Origin of the sequence: Hydrogenophaga taeniospiralis (genome assembly GCF_020510445.1) — a bacterium.
Lineage (GTDB): Bacteria > Pseudomonadota > Gammaproteobacteria > Burkholderiales > Burkholderiaceae_C > Hydrogenophaga.
Map to the genome: position 1 here is coordinate 3,457,312 of NZ_JAHBAG010000001.1, position 25,850 is coordinate 3,483,161.

22 protein-coding genes are annotated in these 25,850 nt (G+C 65.2%); 2 read left to right on the plus strand and 20 right to left on the minus strand.

Translation table 11 applies throughout. The annotated features are described in order from the left end of the window. Window positions 1-8: 8 nt before the first annotated feature. The 14 genes from hflX to KIH07_RS16595 all read right to left on the minus strand — a co-directional run bounded on the left by hflX (window position 9) and on the right by KIH07_RS16595 (window position 14,458). Window positions 9-1,193, minus strand: coding sequence for a GTPase HflX (hflX, locus tag KIH07_RS16530; protein WP_226493013.1), 1,185 nt, complete (start codon window positions 1,191-1,193; stop codon window positions 9-11). Window positions 1,194-1,274: 81 nt separating this feature from the next. Beyond that, window positions 1,275-1,526 carry an RNA chaperone Hfq gene (gene hfq, locus KIH07_RS16535; RefSeq protein WP_413465756.1) on the minus strand — a complete coding sequence of 84 codons (252 nt, stop codon included), beginning with the start codon at window positions 1,524-1,526 and terminating at the stop codon, window positions 1,275-1,277. Window positions 1,527-1,611: 85 nt separating this feature from the next. Beyond that, complete coding sequence (der, locus tag KIH07_RS16540; RefSeq protein ID WP_068168833.1) at window positions 1,612-2,946, minus strand: ribosome biogenesis GTPase Der; 1,335 nt, start codon at window positions 2,944-2,946, stop codon at window positions 1,612-1,614. Window positions 2,947-3,053: 107 nt separating this feature from the next. Then, on the minus strand, window positions 3,054-4,211 hold the full coding sequence (gene bamB / locus KIH07_RS16545; RefSeq protein WP_226493015.1) for an outer membrane protein assembly factor BamB: 1,158 nt from the start codon (window positions 4,209-4,211) through the stop codon (window positions 3,054-3,056). Further along, window positions 4,208-4,882, minus strand: a complete 675-nt coding sequence (locus KIH07_RS16550) for a YfgM family protein (RefSeq protein ID WP_226493016.1) — start codon at window positions 4,880-4,882, stop codon at window positions 4,208-4,210. Before KIH07_RS16550 ends, bamB begins: the two co-directional genes overlap by 4 nt. A 61-nt stretch (window positions 4,883-4,943) precedes the next feature. Next, window positions 4,944-6,257, minus strand: a complete 1,314-nt coding sequence (gene hisS, locus KIH07_RS16555; protein WP_226493017.1) for a histidine--tRNA ligase — start codon at window positions 6,255-6,257, stop codon at window positions 4,944-4,946. A gap of 80 nt (window positions 6,258-6,337) precedes the next feature. Further along, the gene (gene ispG / locus KIH07_RS16560) at window positions 6,338-7,651 is read right to left on the minus strand and encodes a flavodoxin-dependent (E)-4-hydroxy-3-methylbut-2-enyl-diphosphate synthase (RefSeq protein WP_413465757.1); all 1,314 of its coding nucleotides are present in this window, start codon (window positions 7,649-7,651) and stop codon (window positions 6,338-6,340) included. Continuing rightward, window positions 7,648-8,613: a RodZ domain-containing protein gene (locus KIH07_RS16565; protein WP_226493019.1), complete on the minus strand. Its 966-nt coding sequence runs from the start codon at window positions 8,611-8,613 to the stop codon at window positions 7,648-7,650. Before KIH07_RS16565 ends, ispG begins: the two co-directional genes overlap by 4 nt. Then, on the minus strand, window positions 8,606-9,466 hold the full coding sequence (gene pilW / locus KIH07_RS16570) for a type IV pilus biogenesis/stability protein PilW (RefSeq protein ID WP_413465758.1): 861 nt from the start codon (window positions 9,464-9,466) through the stop codon (window positions 8,606-8,608). Before pilW ends, KIH07_RS16565 begins: the two co-directional genes overlap by 8 nt. Then, a complete protein-coding gene (gene rlmN / locus KIH07_RS16575; protein ID WP_226493020.1) occupies window positions 9,463-10,614 on the minus strand; it encodes a 23S rRNA (adenine(2503)-C(2))-methyltransferase RlmN in 1,152 nt (383 codons plus the stop codon). The genes pilW and rlmN overlap by 4 nt, the downstream gene beginning before the upstream one ends. Before the next feature lie 7 nt (window positions 10,615-10,621). Beyond that, window positions 10,622-11,047, minus strand: a complete 426-nt coding sequence (gene ndk / locus KIH07_RS16580) for a nucleoside-diphosphate kinase (RefSeq protein ID WP_068168814.1) — start codon at window positions 11,045-11,047, stop codon at window positions 10,622-10,624. A gap of 135 nt (window positions 11,048-11,182) precedes the next feature. Continuing rightward, window positions 11,183-12,538 carry a pseudouridine synthase gene (locus tag KIH07_RS16585; RefSeq protein WP_226493021.1) on the minus strand — a complete coding sequence of 452 codons (1,356 nt, stop codon included), beginning with the start codon at window positions 12,536-12,538 and terminating at the stop codon, window positions 11,183-11,185. Next, window positions 12,504-13,229 carry an SMC-Scp complex subunit ScpB gene (gene scpB, locus KIH07_RS16590; RefSeq protein ID WP_226493022.1) on the minus strand — a complete coding sequence of 242 codons (726 nt, stop codon included), beginning with the start codon at window positions 13,227-13,229 and terminating at the stop codon, window positions 12,504-12,506. Before scpB ends, KIH07_RS16585 begins: the two co-directional genes overlap by 35 nt. Before the next feature lie 212 nt (window positions 13,230-13,441). Next, entirely contained in the window at window positions 13,442-14,458 is a 1,017-nt protein-coding gene (locus KIH07_RS16595) for an RluA family pseudouridine synthase (protein WP_413465759.1), read from the minus strand. A gap of 55 nt (window positions 14,459-14,513) precedes the next feature. On the opposite strand from KIH07_RS16595, the gene KIH07_RS16600 reads away from it, so the two are divergent. Beyond that, a complete protein-coding gene (locus tag KIH07_RS16600; protein WP_226493023.1) occupies window positions 14,514-15,317 on the plus strand; it encodes an outer membrane protein assembly factor BamD in 804 nt (267 codons plus the stop codon). Here the strand turns inward: KIH07_RS16600 and KIH07_RS16605 are convergent. Further along, entirely contained in the window at window positions 15,280-17,310 is a 2,031-nt protein-coding gene (locus KIH07_RS16605; RefSeq protein WP_226493024.1) for an ATP-dependent DNA helicase, read from the minus strand. The two genes, KIH07_RS16600 and KIH07_RS16605, sit on opposite strands and share 38 nt — an antisense overlap. 189 nt (window positions 17,311-17,499) lie before the next feature. On the opposite strand from KIH07_RS16605, the gene KIH07_RS16610 reads away from it, so the two are divergent. Then, the gene (locus tag KIH07_RS16610) at window positions 17,500-18,258 is read left to right on the plus strand and encodes a PP2C family protein-serine/threonine phosphatase (protein WP_226493025.1); all 759 of its coding nucleotides are present in this window, start codon (window positions 17,500-17,502) and stop codon (window positions 18,256-18,258) included. Window positions 18,259-18,288: 30 nt separating this feature from the next. On the opposite strand, the gene zapE is transcribed toward KIH07_RS16610, so the two are convergent. From zapE to KIH07_RS16635, 5 genes are all read right to left on the minus strand, one after another. Beyond that, the gene (zapE, locus tag KIH07_RS16615; RefSeq protein WP_226493026.1) at window positions 18,289-19,386 is read right to left on the minus strand and encodes a cell division protein ZapE; all 1,098 of its coding nucleotides are present in this window, start codon (window positions 19,384-19,386) and stop codon (window positions 18,289-18,291) included. 13 nt (window positions 19,387-19,399) lie between these two features. Continuing rightward, window positions 19,400-20,827, minus strand: coding sequence for a dihydrolipoyl dehydrogenase (gene lpdA / locus KIH07_RS16620; protein WP_226493027.1), 1,428 nt, complete (start codon window positions 20,825-20,827; stop codon window positions 19,400-19,402). 63 nt (window positions 20,828-20,890) lie between these two features. Then, window positions 20,891-22,147, minus strand: a complete 1,257-nt coding sequence (gene odhB / locus KIH07_RS16625; RefSeq protein ID WP_226493028.1) for a 2-oxoglutarate dehydrogenase complex dihydrolipoyllysine-residue succinyltransferase — start codon at window positions 22,145-22,147, stop codon at window positions 20,891-20,893. 95 nt (window positions 22,148-22,242) lie between these two features. After that, window positions 22,243-25,134 carry a 2-oxoglutarate dehydrogenase E1 component gene (locus KIH07_RS16630; protein ID WP_226493029.1) on the minus strand — a complete coding sequence of 964 codons (2,892 nt, stop codon included), beginning with the start codon at window positions 25,132-25,134 and terminating at the stop codon, window positions 22,243-22,245. A 261-nt stretch (window positions 25,135-25,395) separates the two neighbouring features. Further along, entirely contained in the window at window positions 25,396-25,770 is a 375-nt protein-coding gene (locus tag KIH07_RS16635) for an ArsR/SmtB family transcription factor (RefSeq protein ID WP_068168788.1), read from the minus strand. Window positions 25,771-25,850: the final 80 nt, after the last annotated feature.

The following is a 25,850-nucleotide window of genomic DNA, read 5'->3' on the forward strand; positions in this document are numbered from 1 at the left end:
GTGCCCAATCAGGGCAGCACATTTTCGATGCTGAGGGTCTCCCCCGGGGTATTCGGATCAAGAACGCCCGCCTGCGACATCACGCGACCCGCGAGCAACGAGCGCAACTCTGGCAATCCTTCGCCGGTCCGGGCGCTCACGTAGATACGAGGCACAGAGGCGCCGTCCAGTTCCATCGCGTCACTTCTCAGGTGCGGAACAGCCGCCGGATCCATGGCGTCGAGCTTGTTGAACACCAGAATCTGCGGCACCTGATCCGCGCCAATGTCCTTGAGCACCCCCAACACCGAGGCGATCTGCTCCAGATGCGACGGATTGGACGCATCCACCACATGCAGCAAGAGATCGGCGTCGGTCGCTTCCTGCAACGTGGCGGCAAATGCATCAACCAGGCCGTGAGGCAGGTCGCGGATGAAGCCCACGGTATCCGACAACGAGACCGAACGCCCGGCCTCGCCCAGATACAACTGACGGGTGGTGGTATCGAGTGTTGCAAACAGCTGGTCGGCGGCATAGGCCCGGGCCTTGACCAGCCCATTGAACAAGGATGATTTGCCCGCATTGGTGTAACCCACGAGCGAGATCGAGAAGGTGTCGCGGCGTTCGCGCTGGCGGCGCTGGGTGGCGCGCTGCTTTTTGACCTTTTCCAGCCGCTCCTTGGTGCGCTTGATGGCTTCCCCAATCATGCGCCGGTCCAGTTCGATCTGGGTTTCGCCTGGACCACCGCGCATGCCAATGCCGCCACTTTGCCGCTCCAGGTGCGACCAGCGGCGCACCAGCCGGGTCGACAGGTATTGCAGCCGCGCAAGCTCCACCTGCAGCTTGCCTTCGTGGCTGCGTGCGCGTTGGGCAAAGATTTCGAGGATCAGCAGCGTCCGGTCGTTGACCGGCATGCCGAGGTGGCGCTCCAGATTGCGCTGTTGCGCCGGGCTCAATGACTGGTCGAACAAGATTTCCGCTGCGCCGGAAGACTGGGCCAGCATCTTGATCTCGTCGGCTTTACCGGACCCGATAAAAAGGGCCGGATCGGGTGCACGCCGTTTGCAGGTGACACGGTCGGCCACCCGATAGCCGGCCGTCTGGGCCAGCAGGCCGAGCTCTTCGAGCGCGGCGTCAAAATGGGGCAACCCGAAATCCACCCCCACCAGAATGACCGATGGCGTGGCGTTGCGGGAGGGATCAGGCGGGTTCAAATCAGTTCAACCGGCCTTCGGCGCTGCAAGCGACCACGCAGCCCAAGGCCGCCCGATCGCCTGCAGGATTCAGGGTGTGAATCAAGAAGCAGTGGACTCGTCCGCACCAGCGGCGGAAAACTGCACCGGACGGCCCGGCACGATGGTGGAAATGGCATGCTTGTAAACCATTTGCGTCACCGTGTTGCGCAGCAACACGACGTACTGGTCAAACGATTCGATTTGACCCTGAAGCTTGATGCCGTTGACCAGATAGATCGACACGGGAACGTGTTCCCGGCGAAGCTGGTTCAGAAAAGGGTCTTGCAAGAGCTGGCCTTTGTTATTGCTCACGATATGCTCCGTGTTCAAAAAAAGTTAATGAGGTGTGCACCATACCACAGCCCTGCCCCCTGCACGAGGCTTCGCGCAGGAGTGCTCACTCCTTGAAGGGGTTGGTCGAGGTCTTGAATTCGATGCGCAGTGGCGTGCCCACCAAATCGAACGCCTTGCGAAAACGGCCTTCCAGGAAGCGCTTGTAGGCGTCGGGCACGTGTTCCAGCGAGTTGCCATGAATCACGATCACCGGCGGGTTCATTCCGCCTTGGTGGGCGTAACGCATTTTGGGACGGAACATGCCACTGCGCTGCGGTGCCTGGAACGCCACCGCTTCCAGCAGCAGGCGCGTCAGCACGGGCGTGGACATCTTGCGCATGGCCGAGGCATGCGCCTGAGCGATGGATTTCCACACCGGCCCCAGTCCCTGGCGCTTCTTGGCCGAGATCAGGTGCAGCGAGGCGAATTTGAGAAACGCCAGCCGGGTCTCGATCTGGCGTTCGATCTGTTCGCGCTGGTAGGCATCGACCGCGTCCCATTTGTTGATGGCCAGCACCACGGCACGCCCACTTTCAAGGATGTAACCCGCGATGTGCGCGTCCTGGTCGGTCACACCCTGCGTGGCGTCGAGCAGCAGCAGGACCACATGGGCGTTTTCGATCGCTTGCAGGGTCTTGACCACCGAAAACTTCTCGATGGCCTCGAACACCTTGCCCTTGCGGCGCAGGCCAGCCGTGTCGATCAACTCGTATTTCTGGCCCTCGCGCTCGAACGGCACCGAAATGGCGTCGCGCGTGGTGCCCGGCAGGTCAAACGCCACCAGGCGCTCTTCGCCCAGCCAGACATTGATCAGGGTGGACTTGCCCACGTTGGGGCGACCGGCGACCGCCAGCCGGATCACCCCGGTTTCGACCTCCGGCTCCTCGTCGTCCAGATCGGGCAACCCAGGAATGGCCTCCAGCGCGGTTTCCAGCATGGAACGCACGCCCTGCCCATGGGCACTGGACACCGGCAGCACTTCGCCCAGGCCGAGTTCAAAAAACTCGACCAGTTGCAGCCCCTGGGTCATGCCTTCGGCCTTGTTGGCCACCAGCACCGTGGGTTTGCCCAGGCGTCGCAGGTATTGGGCGATTTCGTGGTCCTGTGCACTGATGCCGGCACGCGCATCCACGACAAAGATCACCACGTCCGACTCGGCCACGGCCTGCCGGGTCTGCTTGGCCATCTCGCGGTAGATGCCCTCGCTGGCGTCGGGTTCAAAGCCGCCGGTATCGATCACGATGTACTCGCGCTTGCCCAGGCGGCCATTGCCATAGTGGCGGTCACGGGTGAGTCCGGCAAAGTCGGCCACGATGGCGTCGCGTGAACTCGTCAGGCGGTTGAACAGGGTGGACTTGCCCACATTGGGGCGTCCCACCAGAGCGATGACGGGTTTCACGAAACAGTACCTTTCAATTGCATGGACCAGAACACGGTCCCTATCCCTGGTCTGACCAGGGCCCAGTCATTCCCGGCGCGACCCGGTGAACGACTGGTGTCGCATCTTCACTGGGGGCGCCAGGCGTACACGCCACCCTTGCGCGTCTGCACCACCATGACCTGCCCGGCCAGCACGGGAGCGGCGATCACGGGAGATCCGTCGGTGGACAAACGGGTCATTTCACTGCCGTCCTCGCGCGAGAGCAGGTGCACCAGGCCTGTGCTGTCGCCCACGGCAAGCACGCGGCCGACCGACAGGGGGGCCGTCAGGTCACGGTATTTCAGGCGGCTGGACTCCCAGGCTTGCTCGCCGGACGCCCGCTGCCAAGCCAGCAACCGGCCGTCCGCTTCGCTGCCGAAGACCAGTTTGTCATCGCCATGAACCCCGGTCTTGCCTTGGGCGGGTTTGGACCAGACCACGCCACCGCGGCTGGTATCCACGCAGCCCACGGCCGAGCCGTAGGCACGTGTGCAGACGCTGCTGCCCAGGCGGCTGACCGGCCCCACCAGATCCACCAGACGTTCCACCTCGTTGGTCCCGCGCGCAGTGGTCACCGGGGCTTCCCAGCGGATGGCGCCATTGAGGGGATTCAGCCCCGTGAGCCGGCCGGACAAACCGACCACCAGGGTGTCATCCACCGCGAGCAACACGCCCGACTGGCGCAACACCAGCGGCTCTCCTGGGCGCGCCTGGTTCCACAAGCGGGCACCGGTTTGCGCGTCGAACGCCGTCACGGCGCGGTCGGCGGTCAGGACGAACACGCGTGCACCGGCCACGAGAGGCGCCGTGAAGGAGCGCGCAGGCAGGCGCACGCGCCAGCTGACACGGCCTTCGGCGATGGCCACCAATTCGTTGTCCTGCGTGATCACGGCGGCCGTCTGACCATCGGAGCCCACGCCGGCAGAAACCGGCGTGCCCAGGTTCAGGCGCCAGAGGTCCTGCCCCGTGTTTGCATCCAGCGCCACCACCGTGCCTTCCCCACCGGTCAGGAACACGCGCGCACCGACCACCATGGGGGTCACCATCGAGCTGGTCGGGCCGACCTGCGCTGTCCATGCCAGCTTCGCTGCCAGAAGCGCGGCCACCGGTGGCAACTCAGCCGGTTTGGGCTTCTCCGGGCTGGACGAGCAGGCGGACAGCCCCAGGGCGGACGCGATCGCCAGGACGATCAACGCCCGGGCGCCATGACCTGTGGGCAGATTCAAGAGGGGACGACGTTTCAAGGGGAGGCCTCCGTGGCGGGGGACAGTGTGGACACATCCACACCCAGTGAAGCGAGCTTGACTTCAACCAGCTTGCGGTATTCAAAACGCCCACCCAAAGCGCGCCAGGCGTTCTGGTACTGGGTTTTGGCGTCGTCGGTCTTGCCCTGGGCCAGGTAGACATCGCCCCGGCGATCGGCCGCCAATGGCTCGAAGGCCTTGGGGAACGGTGCTTCCAGGGTCTTGAGCGCCTGGTCATGGGCCTTGGCCTCCAGGTCCAGCGCGGCCAGACGCAACCGCGCCACGGCCTGGTACGACCCGTCCGACGATTTTTCGACCACCCAGGACAGGGCGGCGCGCGCGCCATCGGCCTTGCCCGCTTCAAAAAGCGTCTTGCCGGCAAGCAACGCACCCTGCGCCGCGAAGGTGGTGCCCGCGAAGCGGTCTTTCATTTCGGTCAGAGCGCGCTCGATCCGGTCCGCGTCGCGCGCGACGGCGGCCCGTTCGATCTCGTCGTACAGCGCCGCGGCCTTGGTGGCCTGGCTGCGTTGCCAGTAGTTCCAGCCGTTCCATGCGGCCATGGAACCGAAGACAACAATCAACACCCAGGTGATGAGGTTGCCGTACTGAGCCCAGAAATGTTTGATCTGATCGAGCTGTTCCTGCTCTTCAAGGTCGAGGTGTTTGGCCATGTGGGATATGCAAATGCGGTTCGGACGATTGTAGGCGGCGCGCCTGGATGGATGGAGGTGCTCAAAGGCTGCGCAGTATGGCGCACCATGCCAAGGGGTCGGCCAGGGGCTGCAGCGACTGCGCCGTCACCGCTGCCGATGGGTTTCCGTCGGTGCCGGGCGCGCGCAGAGGCTTGAGCGACACCATGCCCTGCGCCAGTTCATCGGCCCCAAAGATCAGGGCAAACCGCGCGCCGCTGGCGTCGGCCTTCTTGAACTGCGACTTCATGCTGCCCATGCCTTCGGCTCCCCCGGCGTGCATGAGCACGCTCACGCCCTGCTGGCGCAGCACGCGCAGCAATGCCATGGCTTGCGGCAGAGCGGCCGCATCGGGCACCACCGCGTAGGCGTCGGGCGCCGGTTGTTCGGACAAGCGGCCCTGCTCTTTCAACAACTCCAGGATGCGCTCCATGCCCAGCGCCCAGCCCACGGCCGGTGCTGCCTTGCCACCGATCTGCTCGAACAGGCCGTCGTAGCGGCCGCCGGCGCAGACCGTGCCTTGCGATCCCAGTTGCGTGGTCACGAACTCAAACACGCTGAGGTTGTAGTAGTCCATGCCACGCACCAGGCGCGGGTTGATGCGGTACGCGATCCCTTGCGCGTCCAGCAGAGCGCGCAGGCGGTTGAAGTGGTCCAGCGACTCGGCCCCCAGATGGTCCATGAGACGTGGCGCCGCGTTGACCACGTCCTGCATGGCGGGGTTCTTGGTGTCCAGGATGCGCAGCGGGTTGCTGTGCAGCCGGCGCTTCGCGTCCTCATCGAGCCGATCGGCGTGCGCCTCCAGGTGGGCAATGAGCGCCTGGCGGTGGGCCAGACGCTCGGCTGGCTGGCCCAGGCTGTTGATTTCCAGTTCGATGCCGGACAGACCCAGCTCGGCCCAGAGGTCACAAGCCAGCACGATCAGTTCGGCGTCCACGTCCGGGCCGGCAAAACCCAGCGCCTCGGCGCCGAATTGGTGGAACTGGCGGTAACGCCCGCGCTGCGGCCGCTCGTGGCGGAACATCGGGCCCATGTAATACAGGCGCTTGCCACCGTCGTACAGCATCGAGTGCTCCAGAGCGGCACGCACCACGCCCGCGGTGTTCTCGGGGCGCAGGGTGAGCTGTTCGCCATTGAGCCGGTCTTCGAAGGAGTACATCTCCTTTTCGACGATGTCGGTCACCTCGCCCAGGCCGCGCACGAACAGCGCGGTCGGTTCCACGATAGGGGTGCGCACGTTGCGATAGCCGTAGCGCTGCATGAGCGAGCGCAAGCGGTCTTCGAGCCACTCCCAGTGCGCGGACACGGGCGGGGCGATGTCGTTCATGCCTTTGACGGCGCTCAGTTTTTCAGCCATGGGTGATGCTCAGAGGGAGAGATGAACCGGCGGAACGCGGCATCCGCCGGCCCGCCGTGTACAAGCCGCGCAGCGGCCAATCAGGAACCGGATCCGTACCGCTTCTCGATGTAGTTTTCGACAATCTGCTGGAACTCGCGCGCGATGCCCTCGCCGCGCAGCGTCAATGCTTTTTCCCCGTCGATGTAAACCGGGGCGGACGGCGCTTCGCCGGTCCCCGGCAGACTGATGCCGATGTCGGCGTGTTTGCTCTCGCCCGGTCCGTTGACGATGCAGCCCATCACGGCAACCTTGAGGTTTTCCACCCCGGTGTAGCGGGCGCGCCAAAGCGGCATGGAGCCGCGCAGGAAGTCGTCGATTTGTTTGGCCAGCTCCTGGAACGTGGTGCTGGTCGTGCGACCGCAGCCCGGGCAGGCGGTCACGCTGGGCACGAAAGCGCGCATGCCAAGCGCCTGCAGTATCTCGGACGCGATCACCACCTCCTGCGTGCGCGATTCGCCCGGCTGGGGCGTGAGGGAAACGCGGATGGTGTCGCCAATGCCCTGCTGCAGCAGCACCGATAGCGCCGCCGCGGAAGCCACGGCACCCTTGGTGCCCATGCCCGCTTCGGTCAGCCCCAGGTGCAGCGCATGGTCGCAACGCTGGGCCAGCGCCTGGTACACCGCGATCAGGTCCTGCACGCTGCTCACCTTGCAGGACAACAGGATGTTGTTGCCATTCAGGCCAATGTCCTGCGCCCGGTGCGCCGAGTCGAGCGCGGACGTGATCAGGGCTTCGTACATCACCTGGCGGGTGTCCCAAGGCTGGGCACGCCGGGCGTTTTGGTCCATCAGCCGGGCCAGCAGGTCCTGGTCGAGGCTGCCCCAGTTCACGCCAATGCGGATGGCCTTGTCGTGGCGCGCCGCGATCTCAACCATCTGGGCGAACTGCCGGTCGCCCTTCTCGCCACGCCCCACGTTGCCCGGATTGATGCGGTATTTGGACAAGGCCTCGGCACACGCCGGGTGATCGCTGAGCAGGCGGTGACCGTTGTAGTGGAAGTCGCCGATCAGGGGTACGTTCACCCCCATGCGGTCCAGCTGCTCGCGAATGTGCGGCACGGCCTTGGCGGCTTCGTCGTTGTTGACCGTGATGCGCACCAGTTCGGAGCCGGCCAGCGCCAGTTCCTTGACCTGGATCGCGGTGCCGATGGCGTCCGCGGTATCGGTGTTCGTCATGGACTGCACCCGCACCGGCGCATCGCCCCCCACGGTCACGCGATGCGTGCCCCAAGCGACCACGGCCTGCCGGGTCTGGCGCGCGCGCGCCGCGGTCAGCGCGATGGGCGGGGATTCGGTATCGGGTGTCCGGCTGCTCGTGGCCGGGCGGACGGCGGTGTCGGTGGTCATGCTCATTTCACCTCGAAGCGGGCCACGCTGTTGCGCGCATAGGGTGTCACATCGAACGGGCGCCCGCGCACCGTGACCTGGGCTGCGTCAGCACGCCCCAGCACCACCGAATACGGCGGGGCTGCGGAGAAATCCATCACGTCACCGGCCTTGAGCATGCGTTGCACCACGACTTTGCCCGAACCGTTGACCACCTGCAGCCAGGAATCCCCCGTGGCGGCAATGCTCAGCAGGCTGCCGGGTGCGGGTGCTGTGGATGGGGTGGCCGGCGCCGACGAACCGACCACCGGTTCCGGGTCGGTGGCTGCACTGGAGGGCTCGGTAGCAGGAACTTGCGGCAAAGACGCGCCAGCGGGAGGCGGAACCTCGGGCGCCCCAGAAGGCGCCCGCGGCGTGTCGACAGCAGCAGGTGCGACGACATTGCCATCGGTCACGGGCTCCCCGGTGGCGGCGGCACCCGCCGATTCTCCGCCCGTGGTCGGCGCCTCGATACCGGGGCCACCCGATGTCAACAGCCTGGTATCGAGCTCTGGCAGGAACGCCAGCACCAGCGTCGCGAGCAGCAGCACCAACGCGGCCAGCACCGCCGGACGCAACAGCCAGCGCAGGGGACCACCCACCTGGGCATCGTTGGGTGTCTTGAAGGGGGCGTTGATCGCGGGGCTCGGCGTGCCCAGTTGGGGCGCGTGTCCGAGCGGAATCTGCGACAGGACAATCGCAGGATCGATCTTGAGATGGCGGCTGGCGCTTGAAGCCAACGCCCGGGCAAACGTCATGTCGGGCAGTTCGTCGTAGCGCCCGGCTTCCAGTGCCTCGAGTTTTTTGACGGGCACCTTCAACGCCGCGGCCAGCGCAGCGATGTGCAAGCCCGCGGCCTCGCGGGCCTGCCGAAGAAAGACCGGCGAGCTCACCGCCGGCTCCTCCATCTGCGCCACGCCATCGGCGCCATGGGACCACTGCTCACTCATCGAAAGATCCTCGCTGGTAAGCCGCCCACTCGCGAGACTGCGGATAACGGCGTGAGAGCTGCTGGGCCAGCTGCTTGACCGCATCGTCGTTGCGCAAGTGGCGCTCCAGCTTGATACCCAACCAGAGCGTTTCGGCGTTGGCCAGCTCGGAGTTGTTCACCCGCCGGACGATGAACTGGGCCCGGGTATGTTCGCCCCGGCGAAACAGCAGCGATGCCAGGTTGTAGCCCACGTAGGGGTTGCCCGGATCGAGCTCGTAGGAACGGGCAAAACTGCCTTCGGCTTCCGGGAGGCGCCCCATGCGGAGTTCACACGTGCCCTTGAGCATCAAAGTCTTGGCCTGGCCGCTGTAGATCGGACTGGCCAGTGCTTGCGTGAACGACTGGATCGCTTCGGTATGACGGCCCTGATTGCAGGCAAACCAGCCGAAGTTGTGCAGGGCATCCGGGTCCTTCGGGTTGATCTGCAAGGCCCGCTTGAAGCTGTCTTCGGCTTGGCGCGCGTCGTTGAGCCGCATATAGACCAGGCCACGCAGCACATAGGCGGGACCATAGGTCGGGTCGGCCGCCAGCGATTGTTTGATTTCGTCAAGAGCGACCGAGGTCTGCCCTTGCTCAAAATAGTTGGAGGCCAGCTCCAGACGGATGCGCGCGCGCTTGCGGGTTTCAGGCTCGTCCGACTCGGTGATGGGCTCGGCCGTGGTGGACGTGGCCGATGCGGGCGGGGTGGCACACCCCTGCAACACCGCCATGGCCAACAGCATCGGCACAAGCAGGGCCACCCAGGCGTTGCGCCGGGTCCATCCTTTCGCAAAACCATGCCCGTCGGAACCGAATCGAAGTACTGGTGTCATGCCTGTTTTTCCTTGGCTGTGTGCACAAACCGGATGGGTTGCTCGGTCTGCTGCCGACGCTGCGACAGACGGCTTGCCGCATTGGTGCGGTCCAGCACATCTCCCGCAAGCTGGCCGCAGGCGGCATCGATGTCGTCGCCACGCGTCTTGCGCACCGTGGTAACGATCCCGCCATCGTTGAGGATCTTGCCGAAATGCAGCACCACCGAGCGGGGTGAACACTTCAGACCCGAATCGGGGAACGGATTGAACGGGATCAGGTTGATTTTGCACGGAACCCCTCGGCCCCCATGGCCCTTGAGCAAGGCCAGCAACTGCCGGGCGTGCTCAGGCTGGTCGTTCACCCCATCGAGCATGCAGTACTCGAAGGTGATGAAGTCGCGAGGTGCTGTCGGCAGATAGCGCAGGCAGGCGTCGAGCAGTTCGGCAATCGGGTACTTGCGGTTGAGTGGCACCAATGCATCGCGCAGGGCATCGTTGGGCGCGTGCAGCGACACGGCCAGGGCCACCGGACAGTCCTGGGCCAGGCGGTCGATCATGGGCACCACACCCGATGTGGACACCGTCACGCGGCGGCGTGAGAGGCCATAGCCGTGGTCGTCCAACATCACACGCAGCGCCGGGACGAGCGCACCGTAGTTCTGCAGCGGCTCACCCATGCCCATCATCACCACGTTGGTGATCACGCGCTCTGTCTTGCCCAGGTGCTGGCGCAAAAACCGCTCGGCATGCCAGAGCTGGGCCAGGATTTCACCCGTGGTGAGGTTGCGCGAAAAACCCTGGTGACCGGTGGAGCAGAAACGGCAGCCGACGGCGCAGCCGGCCTGGGAAGAAATGCACAGGGTGCCTCGATCGTCTTCGGGAATGAACACGGTTTCCACCGCGTTGCCATCTCCCACGTCGAACAGCCATTTGATGGTGCCGTCGGCCGAGTCCTGGCGCGAGAGCACCGGCAGGCCCGTGATGGCGCAGACCGAAGGCAGCTTCTCGCGCAGGCTGCGCGCGAGGTCGGTCATCTCATCGAAGCCCGACGCCCCTTTTTGATGAATCCAGCGAAACAGCTGAACGGCGCGAAAACGCTTTTCGCCCAGCTGTTCGCAAAAGGCGGCCAAGCCTTCCAGATCGAAGTCGAGCAGGTTGGCCGTCATGACATGATCAACGCGAATAGACGTTCATGCCGGCGAAGAAAAACGCCACTTCGGCGGCGGCCGTTTCGGGCGCGTCGGAGCCGTGCACGGCGTTGGCGTCGATGCTGTCAGCGAAGTCGGCGCGAATGGTGCCGGCGGCGGCTTTCTTCGGATCGGTCGCGCCCATCAGGTCGCGGTTCTTGGCGATGGCGCCTTCGCCTTCGAGGGCCTGGATCATCACAGGGCCGGAGATCATGAAATCGACCAGATCCTTGAAGAAAGGACGCTCTTTATGCACAGCGTAAAAAGCTTCGGCTTCACCACGCGAGAGGTGGGCCATGCGGGCGGCCACGACCTTCAGGCCGGCGGCTTCAAAACGGGCGTAGATCTGGCCGATGACGTTCTTGGCGACGGCGTCGGGTTTGATGATCGAGAGGGTGCGTTCGATGGCCATATATATCCTTGGGTTTTGTTGGGTAATTCGTGATATTTGCGATGTCCCGCAAAGCTTTTGATTCTACAACGGGCGTCCGGTTTCCAGCCCCTGCGCGACCGGGCCGCAACAGAATCGGGCCGACGAGACACAGGCTCAGCGACCGCCCTGGCGACCGCCGCCGCGGCGGCGTCCAGCACCGCCGGCCGGACCGCCCCGGCCGCCGTCCTGCTCGCGCTGGCGCTGCAAGGCGTCTTGACCGATGTAGCCAAACGAGGTCTTCATGGGATCGGGCTGGGACGGCTTGCCACCCTGCCCTTTGGGCCCACCCTTGCCACCGCGGGCATTCGGACCAGTTCCTGGCGCGCCGGTGCCGTCCGGTGCCCAGAGGCTGCGCCCCCGGCGTGCACCCGGCGGCGGCGCGTCACCGCGGCTGCCGGCCGGGTTGCCATAGGTCTTGCCACCCTTGTTGCCGGCCTTGCCCCGGTTGGCGGGGTGGCGGCCCACAGGGCGGACTGCGCGATCGCCCTCACCGGCAGCGGCGTGCATGCCCGCCGCGGCGGTGAGCCGGTCGATGTCGCGCTGGTCGAGCTCGATCCACACGCCGCGCTTGAGACCGCGCGGCAGCATCATGGCGCCGTAGCGGATGCGGATCAAGCGGCTGACCGCATGGCCCACCGCCTCGAACATGCGGCGCACCTCGCGGTTGCGGCCTTCACCAATCGTGACCCGGTACCAGCAATTGGCGCCCTCGCCACCACCGTCTTCGATGCTGGCGAACTGCGCCACGCCGTCGTCGAGCCGCACACCGTCGAGCAGGCGCTGCTTTTCGTCGTTGGACAAGGCCCCGAGCACGCGCACCGCGTATTCTCGCTGCAGGCCAAACCGCGGGTGCATCAGGCGGTTCGCCAGCTCTCCCGAGTCCGTCAGCAACAACAGGCCTTCGGTGTTGATGTCGAGCCGGCCGACCGACTGCCATTTGCCCTGGTACAGGCGTGGCAAACGGCGGAACACCGTGGGGCGGTTCTGCGGGTCGTCGTGCGACACCACTTCACCCGCGGGCTTGTGATACGCCAGCACGCGCGGCGGCGGCGGCGTCATGCGCACACGCACCGGCTTGCCGTTGACCTTGATCACGTCGCCGTACTGGATGCGCTGGCCTATGTGGGCAGGCTCGCCATTGACCGAAATGCGCCCTTCCAGGATCAATTGCTCCATCTCCAGCCGCGAACCCATGCCCGCCTGCGCCAACACCTTGTGCAGCTTGGGCGATTCGGCCTCGGGCGCGAGCACGCGCTTGGTGGGCAATGGCAGGTCTTTTTCCTGCTCGGCGTCAAAAGCACCGCTGACCACGTCGTCAAAACGCAGCGCTTCGGGTTCGGCGGATCGCCGCGCCGGGGCTGCAGACACGGACGGGCTGGCTGCGGGTACGGGCTGCTGCACCGCGTCGTCCGTGGAAGGACCCTCGGGTACCAACTCAGGCGGGTTGTGTGGGGGTGGCACCGGTGTCATGGTTGTCCTGTGGGAAGGCTTCCAGCGGCAATTCGCTGGTGGGGCCGGGGGCGGGAGCGGAGCGCTTGGCGTCGGCCGCGGGAACGGTCTCTGCCGTGGTTTCGGTGTCTTCGTCCGGGGGTTGCAGACTGACCGAAAGGGATTCGAAATCGAGCCGGTCCAGCGCCGACTCCTGCACATCGCTGCCTTCGAGCGGCGGCAACTGGTCGAGCGACGATATCCCCAGATCGTCAAGGAACTGGCGCGTGGTGGCGAAGAGCGCCGGTCGGCCCACGGTCTCGCGGTGACCGATCACCTCCACCCATCCGCGGTCTTCCAGTTGTTTGAGAATCAACGAATTGATGGTCACACCCCGGATGTCTTCCATGTCACCGCGCGTCACGGGCTGGCGGTAGGCGATGATGGCCAGCGTTTCCAACGTCGCACGCGTGTACCTGGGCGGTTTTTCTGGATGCAGACGGTCCAGATAAGGACGAAGTTCCGGCCGGCTCTGGAAACGCCAGCCGCTGGCCACTTGGACCAGCTCCACGCCACGCCCGGTCCAGTCCAGCTGCAGGTCGGCCAGCAGGGTCTTGAGCGCGTCGGGGGAGACTTCCATGTCGAAGAGAACGCTCAACTCCCGCACGGTCAGCGGTTGGGGCGCGCAAATCAAAGCCGTCTCAAGGACGCGCTTGGCATCCGTGGTGTTCATTGTCGTGTCTGTCTGTAACCGGCATCCAGCCCGGGCGGGATGTCCATGAGAACAAGGTCGGCATGGCCTGCAAACGCTCCATCGTGGATGGAGCCAAGCGGCCTCAGCATCGGGATTTCAGGCACCTCGTCCCGCATGGGGACCATCAGGGCCATCGGAAGCTGTGGCAGAAACCGGGCCCGCTTCGGGCCACTGCGCAGACTGGCGTGGCATCACCCCAGTTGGCTTTCATTGTAATGGAGACCGGTCTCGGTCAGCAGTTGCAGGAAATCCGCTGGCGGGGGAATCAGGAAATCGAGCGCCTGGCCCTGCGTGGGGTGCAGCAGGCGCAGCCGCGTCGCGTGCAGTGCCTGGCGCGCCATTCCCCACAAAGGCTTGCCGCCATACAGGGTGTCGCCGACAAGGGGGTGCCCCAGCCAGGCCATGTGCACACGGATCTGGTGCGTCCGACCGGTGTGCAGTTTGCAGGCGACCAGGCAGGCCTGCTCCGTCCCATCGAGCAGGCGCATGGTGGTCTGGGCCGGCTTGCCCGTGGTGGACTCGGGCCGCACCACCGCCATGCGCAACCGGTTGTGCACATCGCGGCCGATCGGCTGATCGACGGCCTGCTCGGCCGCCCCCTGCCAGCGCCCGTGTGCCAGCGCCAGGTACTGCCGGTTGACCTCGCGGGCGGCGATGGCGCGCACCAGCGCCTCGACCGCCTGCCGACTCTTGCCCACCAGCATCAACCCCGACGTGTCCTTGTCCAGCCGGTGCACGATGCCCGCGCGGGGCAGGCTGGCTGCCGCGGCGTGGTGGGCCAGCAAGCCGTTGAGCAAGGTTCCGCTCCAGTGGCCCGCCGCCGGATGCACCACCAGCCCAGCTGGCTTGTTGATCACCAGCAGGTCGGCGTCTTCAAACACCACCTCCAGCGCCATGGGTTGCGGCACAAAGGCCATCGCCTGCTGGGTGGGGCGCAGTTCCACCTGCAGGCGGTCGCCCACGGCGATGCGGGCCGCGGCCTTGTGGACCGGCGCGCCTCGCAGCCACACCGCGCCGTCGGCCATGAGCTGCTGCAGGTAGGAGCGGGAGAACTCGGGAATGAGCCGGGCCAAGGCACGGTCAATGCGCCAGCCGTGCATGTCGGCCGGGACCTCGCACAAGCGGGTCTCGACCTCCACCACATCGTCGCCGGCGGCGAGCGTCTCGAGGTCTTCCGCAGACACGGAACGGCTTTGCACACCCCCCATCGATATAATTTCCGTTGCCAAGACCTGTCTTCCCGTTGTTAAAGGTGTGCGTGTGATGCTTTCGTTCAGATTATCTGCTGTGTCACTGTGCGCGCTGGGCGCCGCAGTCGCCCTCTCGGGCTGCACCAGCACGCCAGTGGACAACACCGTGGGCTGGAGCCCCAACAAGATATACACCGAGGCGAAGGACGAGCGCGACGCGGGCAACTTCGACAAGGCCGTGACGCTGTACGAGAAGCTCGAAGGCCGTGCCGCAGGAACCCCTCTGGCCCAGCAGGCCCAGCTCGACAAGGCCTATACCCAGTACAAGGCCGGCGAACAGGCGCAGGCCCTGGCCACTCTGGACCGCTTCCTGCGCCTGCATCCGGCCAGCCCCGCCCTGGACTACGCGTACTACCTCAAGGGTCTGGTCAACTTCAACGACAACCTGGGGCTGTTCGGCTCCCTCGCTCGGCAGGACCTGTCCGAGCGCGACCAGAAGGCGGCCAAGGAGTCGTTCGAGTCTTTCCGCGAAGTGGTGAGCCGGTACCCGGATTCGCGCTACACGCCCGATGCCCGCACCCGCATGACCTACATCGTCAATTCGCTGGCGCAGTACGAAGTGCACGTCGCGCGTTATTACTACCAGCGGGGCGCCTATCTGGCCGCGATCAACCGCGCCCAGACCGCGTTGACCGATTACACCGACGCGCCGGCGCTCGAAGAAGCCTTGTTCATCCTGGTGCGCTCCTACGACGCGCTGGGCATGGCGCAGCTGCGCGACGACGCTCGCCGCGTGATGGAGAACAGCTATCCGAAGAGCGAGTACCTCTCGCGCGGGTTCAAGAGCGCGAGTGACCCGTGGTGGAAAGTCTGGTGAACGCCAGTTCATCCAGGCTCACCATCAGTTCCTCTTCGTCCACCAGCCGCCGCATGGGCGGCAATGCGCCCAGCAGGCGCTGACCATAAGAGCGGGTCAACAGGCGGCGATCCCCGATCACCAGCACGCCGCGATCGCTTTCCGATCGGATCAACCGCCCAGCCCCTTGCTTGAGCGCCAGCGCCGCCTGCGGCAGGTAGCAGGCGCTGAACGCGCTCTCACCGTGGCGTTCGAGCTGGCGGGCCCGGGCTTCGATCAGTGGATCGTCGGGCGGGGGAAACGGCAGCTTGTCGATCACCAGCAGCTGCAACACGTCGCCCGCGAGATCAACCCCCTCCCAAAACGAAGCCGACGCCACCAGCACCGCGCCCTGCGGTGAAGCCTCGGCAGCGCGAAACCGGGCCAACAAGGCCCGCTTGGACCCATGCCCCTGGGCCAGCACCTGCATGGGTTCACAGCGCCCTTCGGACACCAGCGCCTGGAGTTGCGCGGCCATGCGGCTGGCCGCCCGCAGCGTGGTGGTGAGCACGAGCGTGCGGCCGCCCAGGCGCGATGCCCAGCGCGCCACCGCACGCGACAGCTCGGGCGTGTGATCCGGGTCGGCGGGCTCGGGCAGGTCGTGCGGGACGTACAAGGCCGCCTGCGCCATGTGGTCGAACGGACTCGGTACGAGCAGGGTGCGCAGGTCCGCCCGTGCCCGCAGCCCCAACGGGCCCGTGAACGTATCCAGTGTTTCGTCGCTGCCCAGCGTGGCCGAGGTGAACACCCAGCTGCGCCCATCCTGCCGGTCCCCCATGAGTTGTCGAAAGTGGGCCGATGCATCGAGCGGCGCACAAACCAGCTTCCAGGCAGCGCCCGAGCCCCAATCCACCCAGCGCACCAGCGCCCCATCGGCATCGGATGCGCTGGGCGCCGTCAGGCGAGTCCAGTCGGCCTGCAGGGCCTGTGCCCGCTCCCACAGGCGCTGCATGTCGGCCGACGCACCGGCGGTCGCTTCGAGCGCCTCGACGGCGGCCGACAAGGCCGCGGCCACACCAGCCACACCACGTGCCCAATGCGCCGCATCCACGCCCTCAGGGGTTCTGAGCGGCCAGCGGCTGCGCGAAACCCCGTGGTCCGCCGGGCGCGAGGGTTGCGGGAACGCCCGTGCCGCCTGCTCCAGACCCAGCGCCAGATGGCTCCATGGCCGCTGGCCCCTGGCCCACCGCGGCCCCTGGCTGGACAGATCGCGTGCGAGGTCCCGCACCTGGCCCGATCCGAGCGCAAGACCCGAAAACCCGATCCCTGTCTGGTTGAGTTGATGGGCTTCGTCGAACACCACCACCTCCGCCCTCGGCAAGAGCTCGGCCACGCCGGACTCCCGGACCTGCTGGTCGGCAAAAAACAGGTGGTGGTTGATCACCACCCAGTCGGCCTGGAGCGCTTCGCGCCGGGCCCGGTTGACATGGCAATCGGCATGGCGCGGGCAGACGCCTCCCAGGCAGTTTTCGCGGGTCGAGCTGATCAGCGGCCACAGCGGCGAGCGCTCGTCGGGCCCAGGCAACTCGGCCAGATCCCCGCTGCGGGAAGCCATCGCCCAGCGATGCACATGCTCCAGACCTGCGGTAAGCGCGGGATCGTGACGCACCGAGGGCGCCGGAGCGGTACGGGCCTGATCCAGGCGATGGACGCACACATAGCTGGAACGGCCCTTGAGCAAGGCAACCCGCACCGGAAGCCCCAGCGCATGGCTCACGGCGGGGATGTCGCGCCCGAACAGTTGGTCCTGCAGCGCCTGGGTGGCGGTGGACAACACGGCATGACGACCACTGAGCAACAGCGGCACCAGGTAGGCAAAGGTCTTGCCCACACCGGTGCCTGCCTCCACCGCCAGGGCCGAACCCGATTCCACCGCCTCGGCCACGGCAAGCGCCATGTCCAGCTGTCCCTGGCGCGGCCGCAGGTCGGCCTGCCCGGCAAAGGCGCGCACCACGGCGGTCTCAAGTGGGGTCAATCCAGCTCCGTCCAGAACATCACACCGCCCTCGGTGGAATACAAGCAACACACGCCATCGCATGACCCGTGCGCAGGAGGCCAAGGCCCGAGTTTTGATGATAGGCTCTCGCCGTGTAGGCATTCATGGTTACCATTGATACACCCGCTGACCCATCCGCCCCACTGTCCTGTCGTTCGACCCACACACATGTCCAAAGGCTACCGCATACACGCATCGACCGGGATTCACCGAGGCGACCGCGACTACCAGCAGGATCAGGTGTGCCTGCTGCACCACCAGCGCCAAAGCGGCTGCTTGCTGGCGGTGGTGGCCGACGGCATGGGGGGGCGCAGCGGCGGGCGCAAGGCATCCGATCAGGTGATGCTGACCGCTCGCCAGCTGTTCGAACGCTACGACCCGGACACCGACGACGCCTCCGCCATGCTGCGTCAGGTCGTGGAAGAGTCGCACCTGGTGATCAAGCTCACGGCCGTCTCGGCCGAACAGGAACCCCACAGCACCATCGCAGCGTTTCTGATCAACCCGGCTGGCGACTGCCACTGGATACACGCCGGTGACTCGCGCATCTACCACTTCCGCAACGGCAAGATGGTGTTCCGCACCATGGACCACTCCTACGTTCAGACCCTGGTCAACCAGGGCGAAATCAGCGAAGAGGAAGCGCTGGACCACCCGCACTCCAACATCCTGATGGGCTGCCTGGGCACTGAGAACGACCCACCGGTGGACATTCACGTCGTGCAGCACCTGAGCCCGGGCGATGCGCTCATGGCCTGCAGCGACGGGGTCTGGCACTATTTCACCCCGGAAGAGCTCTCCAGCACCATTGCCATGCTGTCGCCGCGCGAGGCCTGCGAGTTCCTGATCCAGAAGGCGCGCTCGCGCGCCAAGGGCATGGGCGACAACCTGTCGATCGCCATCGTCAAGATGGATCCGCTGTCCTGAACGCGGCTCGGGCCTGCCGGCCCGATGGTCTCAGGTCAGACCGGTATCTACCAGCCGGTGCTCCAGCGCCAGAAACTCCGCCGACTGCATCTCGGCAAGCCGCGACACCGTGCGCGGAAACTCGTGCGCCATCGGCCCCTCGGTGTAGAGTTGCTCGGGCGGCACAGCGGCCGACATCACCAGCTTGACACGCCGGTCGTACAACACGTCCACCAGCCAGGTGAAACGCCGTGCTTCCGAGGCCTGGCGTACCGACATCTGCGGCACGTTGGACAGCAGAACCGTGTGGTACTGCGAGGCGATTTCCAGGTAATCGTTCTGCGAACGCGGGCCGCCGCATAGGGTGCGGAAATCGAACCAGATCACGCCACCGGCGCGCCGCAGGGCCTGGATCTGGCGCGCCTCGATCTGCATGACCGGGTCCTGGTCACCCATCTCCGCCAGTTGACCAAAGGTCTGCGCCATCGCGGCATCGGCCTTCGGCCCCAGCGGGCAGTGGTAGAGCTGGACGTGGGTCAGCGTGCGTTGACGGTAGTCGGTGCCGTTGTCCACGCTGAGGACTTCCAGCTTCTGCTTGAGCAGTTCGATGGCCGGCAGAATGCGGTCGCGGTGCAGACCGTCCGGGTACAGGCCGTCGGGATGGAAGTTGGAGGTGGTGACGAAACCCACACCCGCCTTGAACAGCGCATCCAGCAGGCGATGCAGGATCATGGCGTCGGTCACGTCCGCCACGTGGAACTCGTCGAAACAGATCAGCTTGTAGCGCTTGGCGATGCGCGCGCCGAGCTCGTCCAGCGGGTTGACCGTGCCCTGCAGGTCGCGCAGCTCGCGGTGCACCTCGCGCATGAACTCGTGAAAGTGCAGCCGCGTCTTGCGACGGATGGGGACCGCGTTGTAGAAGCAGTCCATCAGGAAGCTCTTGCCCCGCCCCACCCCGCCGAACATGTAGACCCCGCGCGGGACCTCCGGGTTGACGAACATCTTCTTCAGCGCGTTGGAGCGGCGCTGCTTGTACGTCGCCCACTCGGAGGCACACCGCTCCAGCGCGTCGATGGCGCGCTGCTGGGCAGGGTCGGTGGTGTAGCCGCGCTCCTTGAGCGCAGCCTCGTAGGTGCTGCGGACCGACAAGGGCGAACCCGGGTCAGAAGTTCAGCGTGCGCTTGTCAACGGCCAAGGCCGCTTCCTTGGTCGCTTCCGACAGCGAAGGGTGTGCATGGCAGATGCGGGCAATGTCTTCGGCGCTGGCCTTGAACTCCATGGCCACCACGGCTTCGGAGATCAGTTCGGAAGCCATCGGACCCACGATGTGCACGCCCAGGATCTCGTCCGTCGCCGCGTCGGCCAGGAACTTGACCATGCCGGTCGTGTCACCGAGCGCGCGGGCGCGGCCGTTCGCGAGGAACGGGAAGGTGCCCGCCTTGTAGGCCACGCCGTCCGCCTTGAGCTGCTGCTCGGTGCGGCCGACCCAGGCGATTTCCGGGCTGGTGTAGATAACCCAGGGGATGGTGTTGAAGTTGACGTGCCCGTGCTGGCCGGCGATGCGCTCGGCCACGGCCACACCCTCTTCTTCCGCCTTGTGCGCGAGCATGGGGCCACGCACCACGTCGCCCACCGCCCAGACACCCGGCAGGTTGGTCTTGCACTCGGCGTCCACCACGATGGCGCCACGCTCGTCCAGCGCCAAGCCCACAGCCTCGGCATTCAGACCGATGGTGTTGGGCACGCGGCCAATCGAGACGATCAGCTTGTCAGCGTCCAGCGTCAGGGCCTCGCCTTTGGCGTTGGTGTAGGCCACGCTCACACCCTTCTTGCCGGTCTTGATCTCGCCAACGGTCACGCCGAGTTCGATCTTCAGGCCCTGCTTGTCGAAGGCCTTCTTGGCTTCCTTGGCGATCTGCTCGTCCACCGCGCCCAGGAAGGTCGGCAGACCTTCAAGGATGGTCACGTCCGCGCCCAGACGGCGCCAGACCGAGCCCATTTCAAGGCCGATCACGCCGGAGCCGATCAAGGCCAGCTTCTTGGGCACGGCGCCGATGCGCAGCGCGCCATCGTTGGACAGCACATTCTCTTCATCGAACGGCGTGCCCGGCAGCGCACGGGCGTTGGAGCCCGTGGCCACAATGACCTGCTTGCCCAGCAGCGTCTCGGGCTTGTCGCCGCTCACCTGGACTTCGTAGCCACCTTCCGCGGCCTTCACGAACGAACCGCGGCCGTGGAAGAACGTCACCTTGTTCTTCTTGAACAGGTAGAGGATGCCGTCGTTGTTCTGCTTCACGACAGCATCCTTGCGACCCACCATCTTGGCCACGTCCATCGTGACCTTGCCGGTGCTGATGCCGTGGTCGGCGAAGTGGTGGTTGGCGTGTTCGAAATGCTCGCTGGACTGCAGCAGCGCCTTGGACGGGATGCAGCCCACGTTGGTGCAGGTGCCACCCGGGGCCGGGCCGCCAACGGCGTTTTTCCACTCGTCGATACACGCGACCTTGAAGCCCAGCTGGGCGGCGCGGATGGCGGCGATGTAGCCGCCGGGGCCGGCGCCGATCACGACGACGTCAAATGCTTGAGACATGATTGTTCCTGAATGGGGTTGGACAAACGCCCCCGAAGGGGCGTCTGCAATGTCGCTGTTCGATCAGATGTCGAAGAGCAAACGGGCGGGATCTTCCAGCGCTTCCTTCATGGCCACCAGGCCCAGCACGGCTTCGCGGCCGTCGATGATGCGGTGGTCGTAGGACATGGCGAAGTAGTTCATCGGGCGCACCACCACCTGGCCGTTTTCCACCATGGCGCGGTCCTTGGTGGCGTGCACACCCAGGATGGCCGACTGCGGCGGGTTGATGATGGGGGTGGACATCATCGAACCGAAGGTGCCGCCGTTGGAGATGGAGAAGGTGCCACCGGTCATGTCGTCGATGCCCAGCTTGCCGTCCTTGGCCTTCTGGCCGAATTCGGCGATCTTCTTCTCGATCTCGGCGAAGCTCATCTGGTCGGCGTTGCGCAGGATGGGCACCACCAGACCGCGGGGCGAGCCGACGGCGATACCGATGTCGAAGTAGCCGTGGTACACGATGTCGTTGCCGTCCACCGAGGCGTTGAGGATCGGGAACTTCTTGAGGGCGTGCACGGCGGCCTTGACAAAGAAGCTCATGAAGCCGAGCTTGACACCATGTTCTTTCTCGAAACGCTCCTGCATGCGCTTGCGCATCTCCATGACCGGAGCCATGTTGATTTCGTTGAACGTGGTCAGGATGGCGTTGGTCGATTGCGACTGCAGCAGACGCTCGGCCACACGGGCACGCAGACGGGTCATGGGCACGCGCTCTTCGGGGCGGTCACCGAGATCGGGGGCAACCATGGCCACCTGCGGCAGCACCTTGGTGGGTGCGCCGGTGGGGATGGCCGCCGGTGCGGCCACGGCGGCCTTGGGTGCCGCGGCACCGGACGCCACAGCCGCCAGCACATCGCCCTTGGTCACTCGACCGTCCTTGCCACTGCCCGCCACCGAGCTGGCGGCCAGGTTGTTGTCGGCCAGCAGCTTGGCGGCCGCGGGCATGGCCACACCGGCCTTGGACTGCGATGCAGCCGCTGCGGGCGCGGCGACCGCAGGTGCGGCGGCCACGGCGGCCGGCGCCGCAGCGCCAGCCACGGCAGCGGTGTCGATGCGCGCGATGAGCTGATCGGCCGCCACGGTAGCGCCGTCGCCCTGCAGGATTTCCACCAGCACGCCGGCGGCGGGCGCCGGGCACTCCAGCACCACCTTGTCGGTCTCGATCTCGATCAGGATCTCATCAACCGCAACGGCTTCACCGACTTTTTTCTTCCACTGCAGCAGGGTGGCCTCGGCCACCGACTCGGAGAGCTGCGGAACTTTGACTTCTACGATTGCCATGTGTCTTCTACCTTGATTTTTTGCGTGGGACGTGAGGGATGCGGCGCGCGTGCCCTTCAAGGGCGGCCGCGCGGCGCACCAGCGTCATACCCGGGTTATTTGCTGAGGATGTAGCCTTTGAGCTTGCCAAAAGCGGCATCGATCAGGGTCTTCTGCTGCTCCTGGTGCAGGTGGGCGTAGCCCACCGCCGGCGAAGCCGAGGCGGCCCGTCCGGCGTAACCGAGCTTCTGCCCATCGAGCATGTTCTCGTGGATGTAGTGCTGCACGAAGAACCAGGCGCCCTGGTTCTGCGGCTCATCCTGGCACCACACCATCTCGGTGGCGTTGGGGTACTTCTTGACCTCGGCGCCAAACACCTTGTGCGGGAACGGGTAGAGCTGCTCGACACGCAGAATGGCCACGTCATCCGAGCCGCGCTCTTCGCGCTTCTTGACCAGGTCGTAGTACACCTTGCCCGAGCAGCAGATGATGCGTTTGACCTTCTCGGCCTTCTTCACCACATCGGCGCTCTGCTCCGGAATGACGGTCTGGAAACTGCCTTTGGTGAACTCGGACAGCGGCGAGGTGGCGTCCTTGTTGCGCAGCAACGACTTGGGCGTGAAGATGATCAACGGCTTGCGCAGACTGCGGATCATCTGGCGGCGCAGCACATGGAAGATCTGGCTGGCCGTGGTGGGCTGCACGATCTGCATGTTGGTGTCGGCCGCCATCTGCATGAAGCGCTCCAGGCGTGCCGAGCTGTGCTCCGGACCCTGGCCTTCGTAGCCGTGCGGCAGCATGAGCGTGATGCCATTGACACGGCCCCACTTGACCTCACCGGAAGCGATGAACTGGTCGATCACCACCTGGGCGCCGTTGGCGAAATCGCCAAACTGGGCTTCCCAGATCACCAGGGTGTTGGGGTCGTTGGAGGCGTAGCCATATTCGTAGCCCAGCACCGCCTCTTCGGACAGGATGGAGTCGATGACCACGAACGGTGCCTGGTTGTCGGCCACGTTCTGCAATGGGGTGTAGGTGCCGGTGTCCCACTTTTCACGGTTCTGGTCGTGGATCACGGCGTGGCGGTGCGTGAAGGTGCCGCGACCACAGTCTTCGCCCGACAGACGCACCGGGTAGCCACTGGCCACCAGGGAGGCGAACGCCATGTGCTCGCCCATGCCCCAGTCCACCGGGATGTCCCCACGGCCCATGGCCGCGCGGTCGGCATACACCTTTTTCACCAGCTGGTGCGGGGTCACGGTATCGGGGATGTTCGTCAGGCGATCGGACAGTCGCTTCCACTCGGCCATGGGGATGGCGGTGTCGCAGCTGTCGGTCCACTTCTTGCCCAGGAACGGGCTCCAGTCCACCGCGTACTTGCTCTTGAAGTTCGTGAGCACCGGGTCCACCGTGTGACGGCCCGCGTCCAGCGCCGCGCGATAGGCCTTGGCCATGTCGTCGCCCAGCGACTCGCCCAACCCTTGGGCGGCCAGCTTGTCGGCGTACAGCTTGCGCGTGCCGGGGTGGGCGCTGATCTTCTTGTACATCAGCGGCTGGGTCAGGCTCGGCGTGTCCTGCTCGTTGTGGCCCAGCTTGCGGAAACAGATGATGTCCACGACCACGTCCTTGCGGAAGGTCATGCGGTACTCCAGCGCGAGCTGCATGCACAGCACCACGGCCTCGGGATCGTCACCGTTGACGTGCAGCACGGGCGCTTCGACACCCTTGACGATGTCGGTGCAATACAGCGTGGAACGCAGGTCGCGCGGGTCGGAGGTGGTGAAACCGATCTGGTTGTTGATGATCAGGTGCACCGTACCGCCGGTGGTGTAACCACGGGTGGCGGCCAGCGCCAGGGTTTCCTGGTTCACGCCCTGTCCGGCAAAGGCGGCGTCACCGTGCACCAGCACCGGCAGCACCTGCTTGCCCTGGGGGTCACCACGGCGGTCCATGCGGGCGCGCACCGAACCTTCCACCACCGGGTTCACGATCTCCAGATGCGAAGGGTTGAAGGCCAGCGACAGGTGAACCGGGCCGCCAGAGGTGGTCACGTCCGAACTGAAACCCTGGTGGTACTTCACGTCACCAGCGGGCAGCTCTTCAGGGGCGGTGTGGTCGAATTCGGCGAACAGGTCCTTGGGCATCTTGCCCAGGGTGTTCACCAGCACGTTCAGGCGGCCGCGGTGGGCCATGCCGATCACGATCTCCTGCACGCCTTGCGCGCCGGCCTGCTGGATCAACTCGTCCATGGCGGCGATGAAGCTCTCACCACCTTCGAGCGAGAAGCGCTTCTGACCCACATATTTGGTGTGCAGAAAACGTTCCAGGCCTTCCGCCGCGGTCAGGCGATCGAGAATATGCTTTTTCTTCTCGGCATTGAAAGAAGGTTTGCTGCGGATTGTTTCCAGCTTTTCCTGCCACCAGCGCTTCTGCGTCTGGTCGCTGATGTACATGTACTCAGCACCCACGGTGGCGCAATAGGTTTCGCGCAAGGCATTGAGCAGGTCCCGCAGGGACATGACTTCCTTGCCGAAGAAGGTATTGCTGGTGTTGAACACGGTCTCGAAATCGGCATCGGAGAAGCCGTAGAACGAGGGATCGAGTTCAGGAATGCGGTCGCGCTCGGTGCGCTTGAGCGGATCCAGATCGGCCCAACGGGAGCCGACGTTGCGGTAGGCCGCGATCAGTTGCTGGACGGCGACGCGCTTGCGGCCCAGATCGGAATCGGCGCCAGCGGCCACGACGACCTTGGTGCCCCCTTGCTTGGCACGCTCGGCAAAGGCGTTGATGACGGGCAGGTGCGGCACATCGCGGGCATCGGTGCCGTCGACGGCGGGCACGTGCTGCAATGCATCGAAGTAACTGCGCCAGTTGTCCGGCACGCTACCCGGGTTGTCCAGGTAGTTCTCATACATCTCTTCCACGTACGGCGCGTTGCCGCCGAAGAGGTACGAGTTGCTTTTGTAGGCAACATAGACGTTGCCCCCGTTCGCTTGGGTATCGCTCATAAATCCGCTGACCTCCGTTTCCCTTGAGGAAACATTAGCTGGTTAAAAAAACCTTCCGCGACACGGCTGGACCGTTTGGCGGATGCGACAGTGACTGTGGAAGGACCTGACTGCAGCCCGCGATTGTGCCACTTTGAGCAAGGCCCAGGGGAAATGAAGTCATCGGCCGGGGCATCTTCCGGCGAAATAGGCACGGGGGTGTTGCGCCACCGCGAAGCGACGGCCCCGTCAAAGGGGCGTCTCAGAACGTGTTTGCGATCTTCAGGACGCCACGCGGGGCGAGAGGCGCTCGGACGCCGGGACCGAACTGGGTTCGTCCATTTCAATGGCGATCTGTGTGCAGACCGTGCGGCACAACGTGACGGCCTTTTCGCTTTGCACGCGGTAGATCACCTGCGTGCCGTCCTTGCGCTTGGCCAGCACCCCTGCCCGGTACAGCAGGTTCAGATGCTGTGAAAGATTGGGCTGTGTGGTGTCGATCTCCTGCAGCAGCTGCGACACGGATTTTTCCTTGTCGCACAGTGCACTCAGGATGCGCAGCCGCATTGGCGTGGCCAACACGCCGAACAGTTCGGCGGCGAGCTCGAACACCCGGACCTTTTCCACATTGGCATCGGATTCGATCATTTGTTCCATGGCAGACCACACTTTTGTCAATATAAGCATGGATCATACTTAGAAAGCCCGCCGACAACCAAGTGGTTTTGTCGGACATT

What these genes read in the sequence shown, in the direction of transcription:
- KIH07_RS16600 (WP_226493023.1), top strand. Translation starts at nt 14,514, where the DNA reads ATGCTTTCGTTCAGATTATCTGCTGTGTCACTGTGCGCGCTGGGCGCC.
- KIH07_RS16595 (WP_413465759.1), bottom strand. Translation starts at nt 14,458, where the DNA reads ATGGGGGGTGTGCAAAGCCGTTCCGTGTCTGCGGAAGACCTCGAGACG.
- rlmN (WP_226493020.1), bottom strand. Translation starts at nt 10,614, where the DNA reads ATGACGGCCAACCTGCTCGACTTCGATCTGGAAGGCTTGGCCGCCTTT.
- lpdA (WP_226493027.1), bottom strand. Translation starts at nt 20,827, where the DNA reads ATGTCTCAAGCATTTGACGTCGTCGTGATCGGCGCCGGCCCCGGCGGC.
- KIH07_RS16630 (WP_226493029.1), bottom strand. Translation starts at nt 25,134, where the DNA reads ATGAGCGATACCCAAGCGAACGGGGGCAACGTCTATGTTGCCTACAAA.
- odhB (WP_226493028.1), bottom strand. Translation starts at nt 22,147, where the DNA reads ATGGCAATCGTAGAAGTCAAAGTTCCGCAGCTCTCCGAGTCGGTGGCC.
- ispG (WP_413465757.1), bottom strand. Translation starts at nt 7,651, where the DNA reads ATGAGCATGACCACCGACACCGCCGTCCGCCCGGCCACGAGCAGCCGG.
- hisS (WP_226493017.1), bottom strand. Translation starts at nt 6,257, where the DNA reads ATGGCTGAAAAACTGAGCGCCGTCAAAGGCATGAACGACATCGCCCCG.
- scpB (WP_226493022.1), bottom strand. Translation starts at nt 13,229, where the DNA reads ATGAACACCACGGATGCCAAGCGCGTCCTTGAGACGGCTTTGATTTGC.
- KIH07_RS16610 (WP_226493025.1), top strand. Translation starts at nt 17,500, where the DNA reads ATGTCCAAAGGCTACCGCATACACGCATCGACCGGGATTCACCGAGGC.
- KIH07_RS16585 (WP_226493021.1), bottom strand. Translation starts at nt 12,538, where the DNA reads ATGACACCGGTGCCACCCCCACACAACCCGCCTGAGTTGGTACCCGAG.
- ndk (WP_068168814.1), bottom strand. Translation starts at nt 11,047, where the DNA reads ATGGCCATCGAACGCACCCTCTCGATCATCAAACCCGACGCCGTCGCC.
- KIH07_RS16550 (WP_226493016.1), bottom strand. Translation starts at nt 4,882, where the DNA reads ATGGCCAAACACCTCGACCTTGAAGAGCAGGAACAGCTCGATCAGATC.
- KIH07_RS16565 (WP_226493019.1), bottom strand. Translation starts at nt 8,613, where the DNA reads ATGAGTGAGCAGTGGTCCCATGGCGCCGATGGCGTGGCGCAGATGGAG.
- pilW (WP_413465758.1), bottom strand. Translation starts at nt 9,466, where the DNA reads ATGACACCAGTACTTCGATTCGGTTCCGACGGGCATGGTTTTGCGAAA.
- KIH07_RS16635 (WP_068168788.1), bottom strand. Translation starts at nt 25,770, where the DNA reads ATGGAACAAATGATCGAATCCGATGCCAATGTGGAAAAGGTCCGGGTG.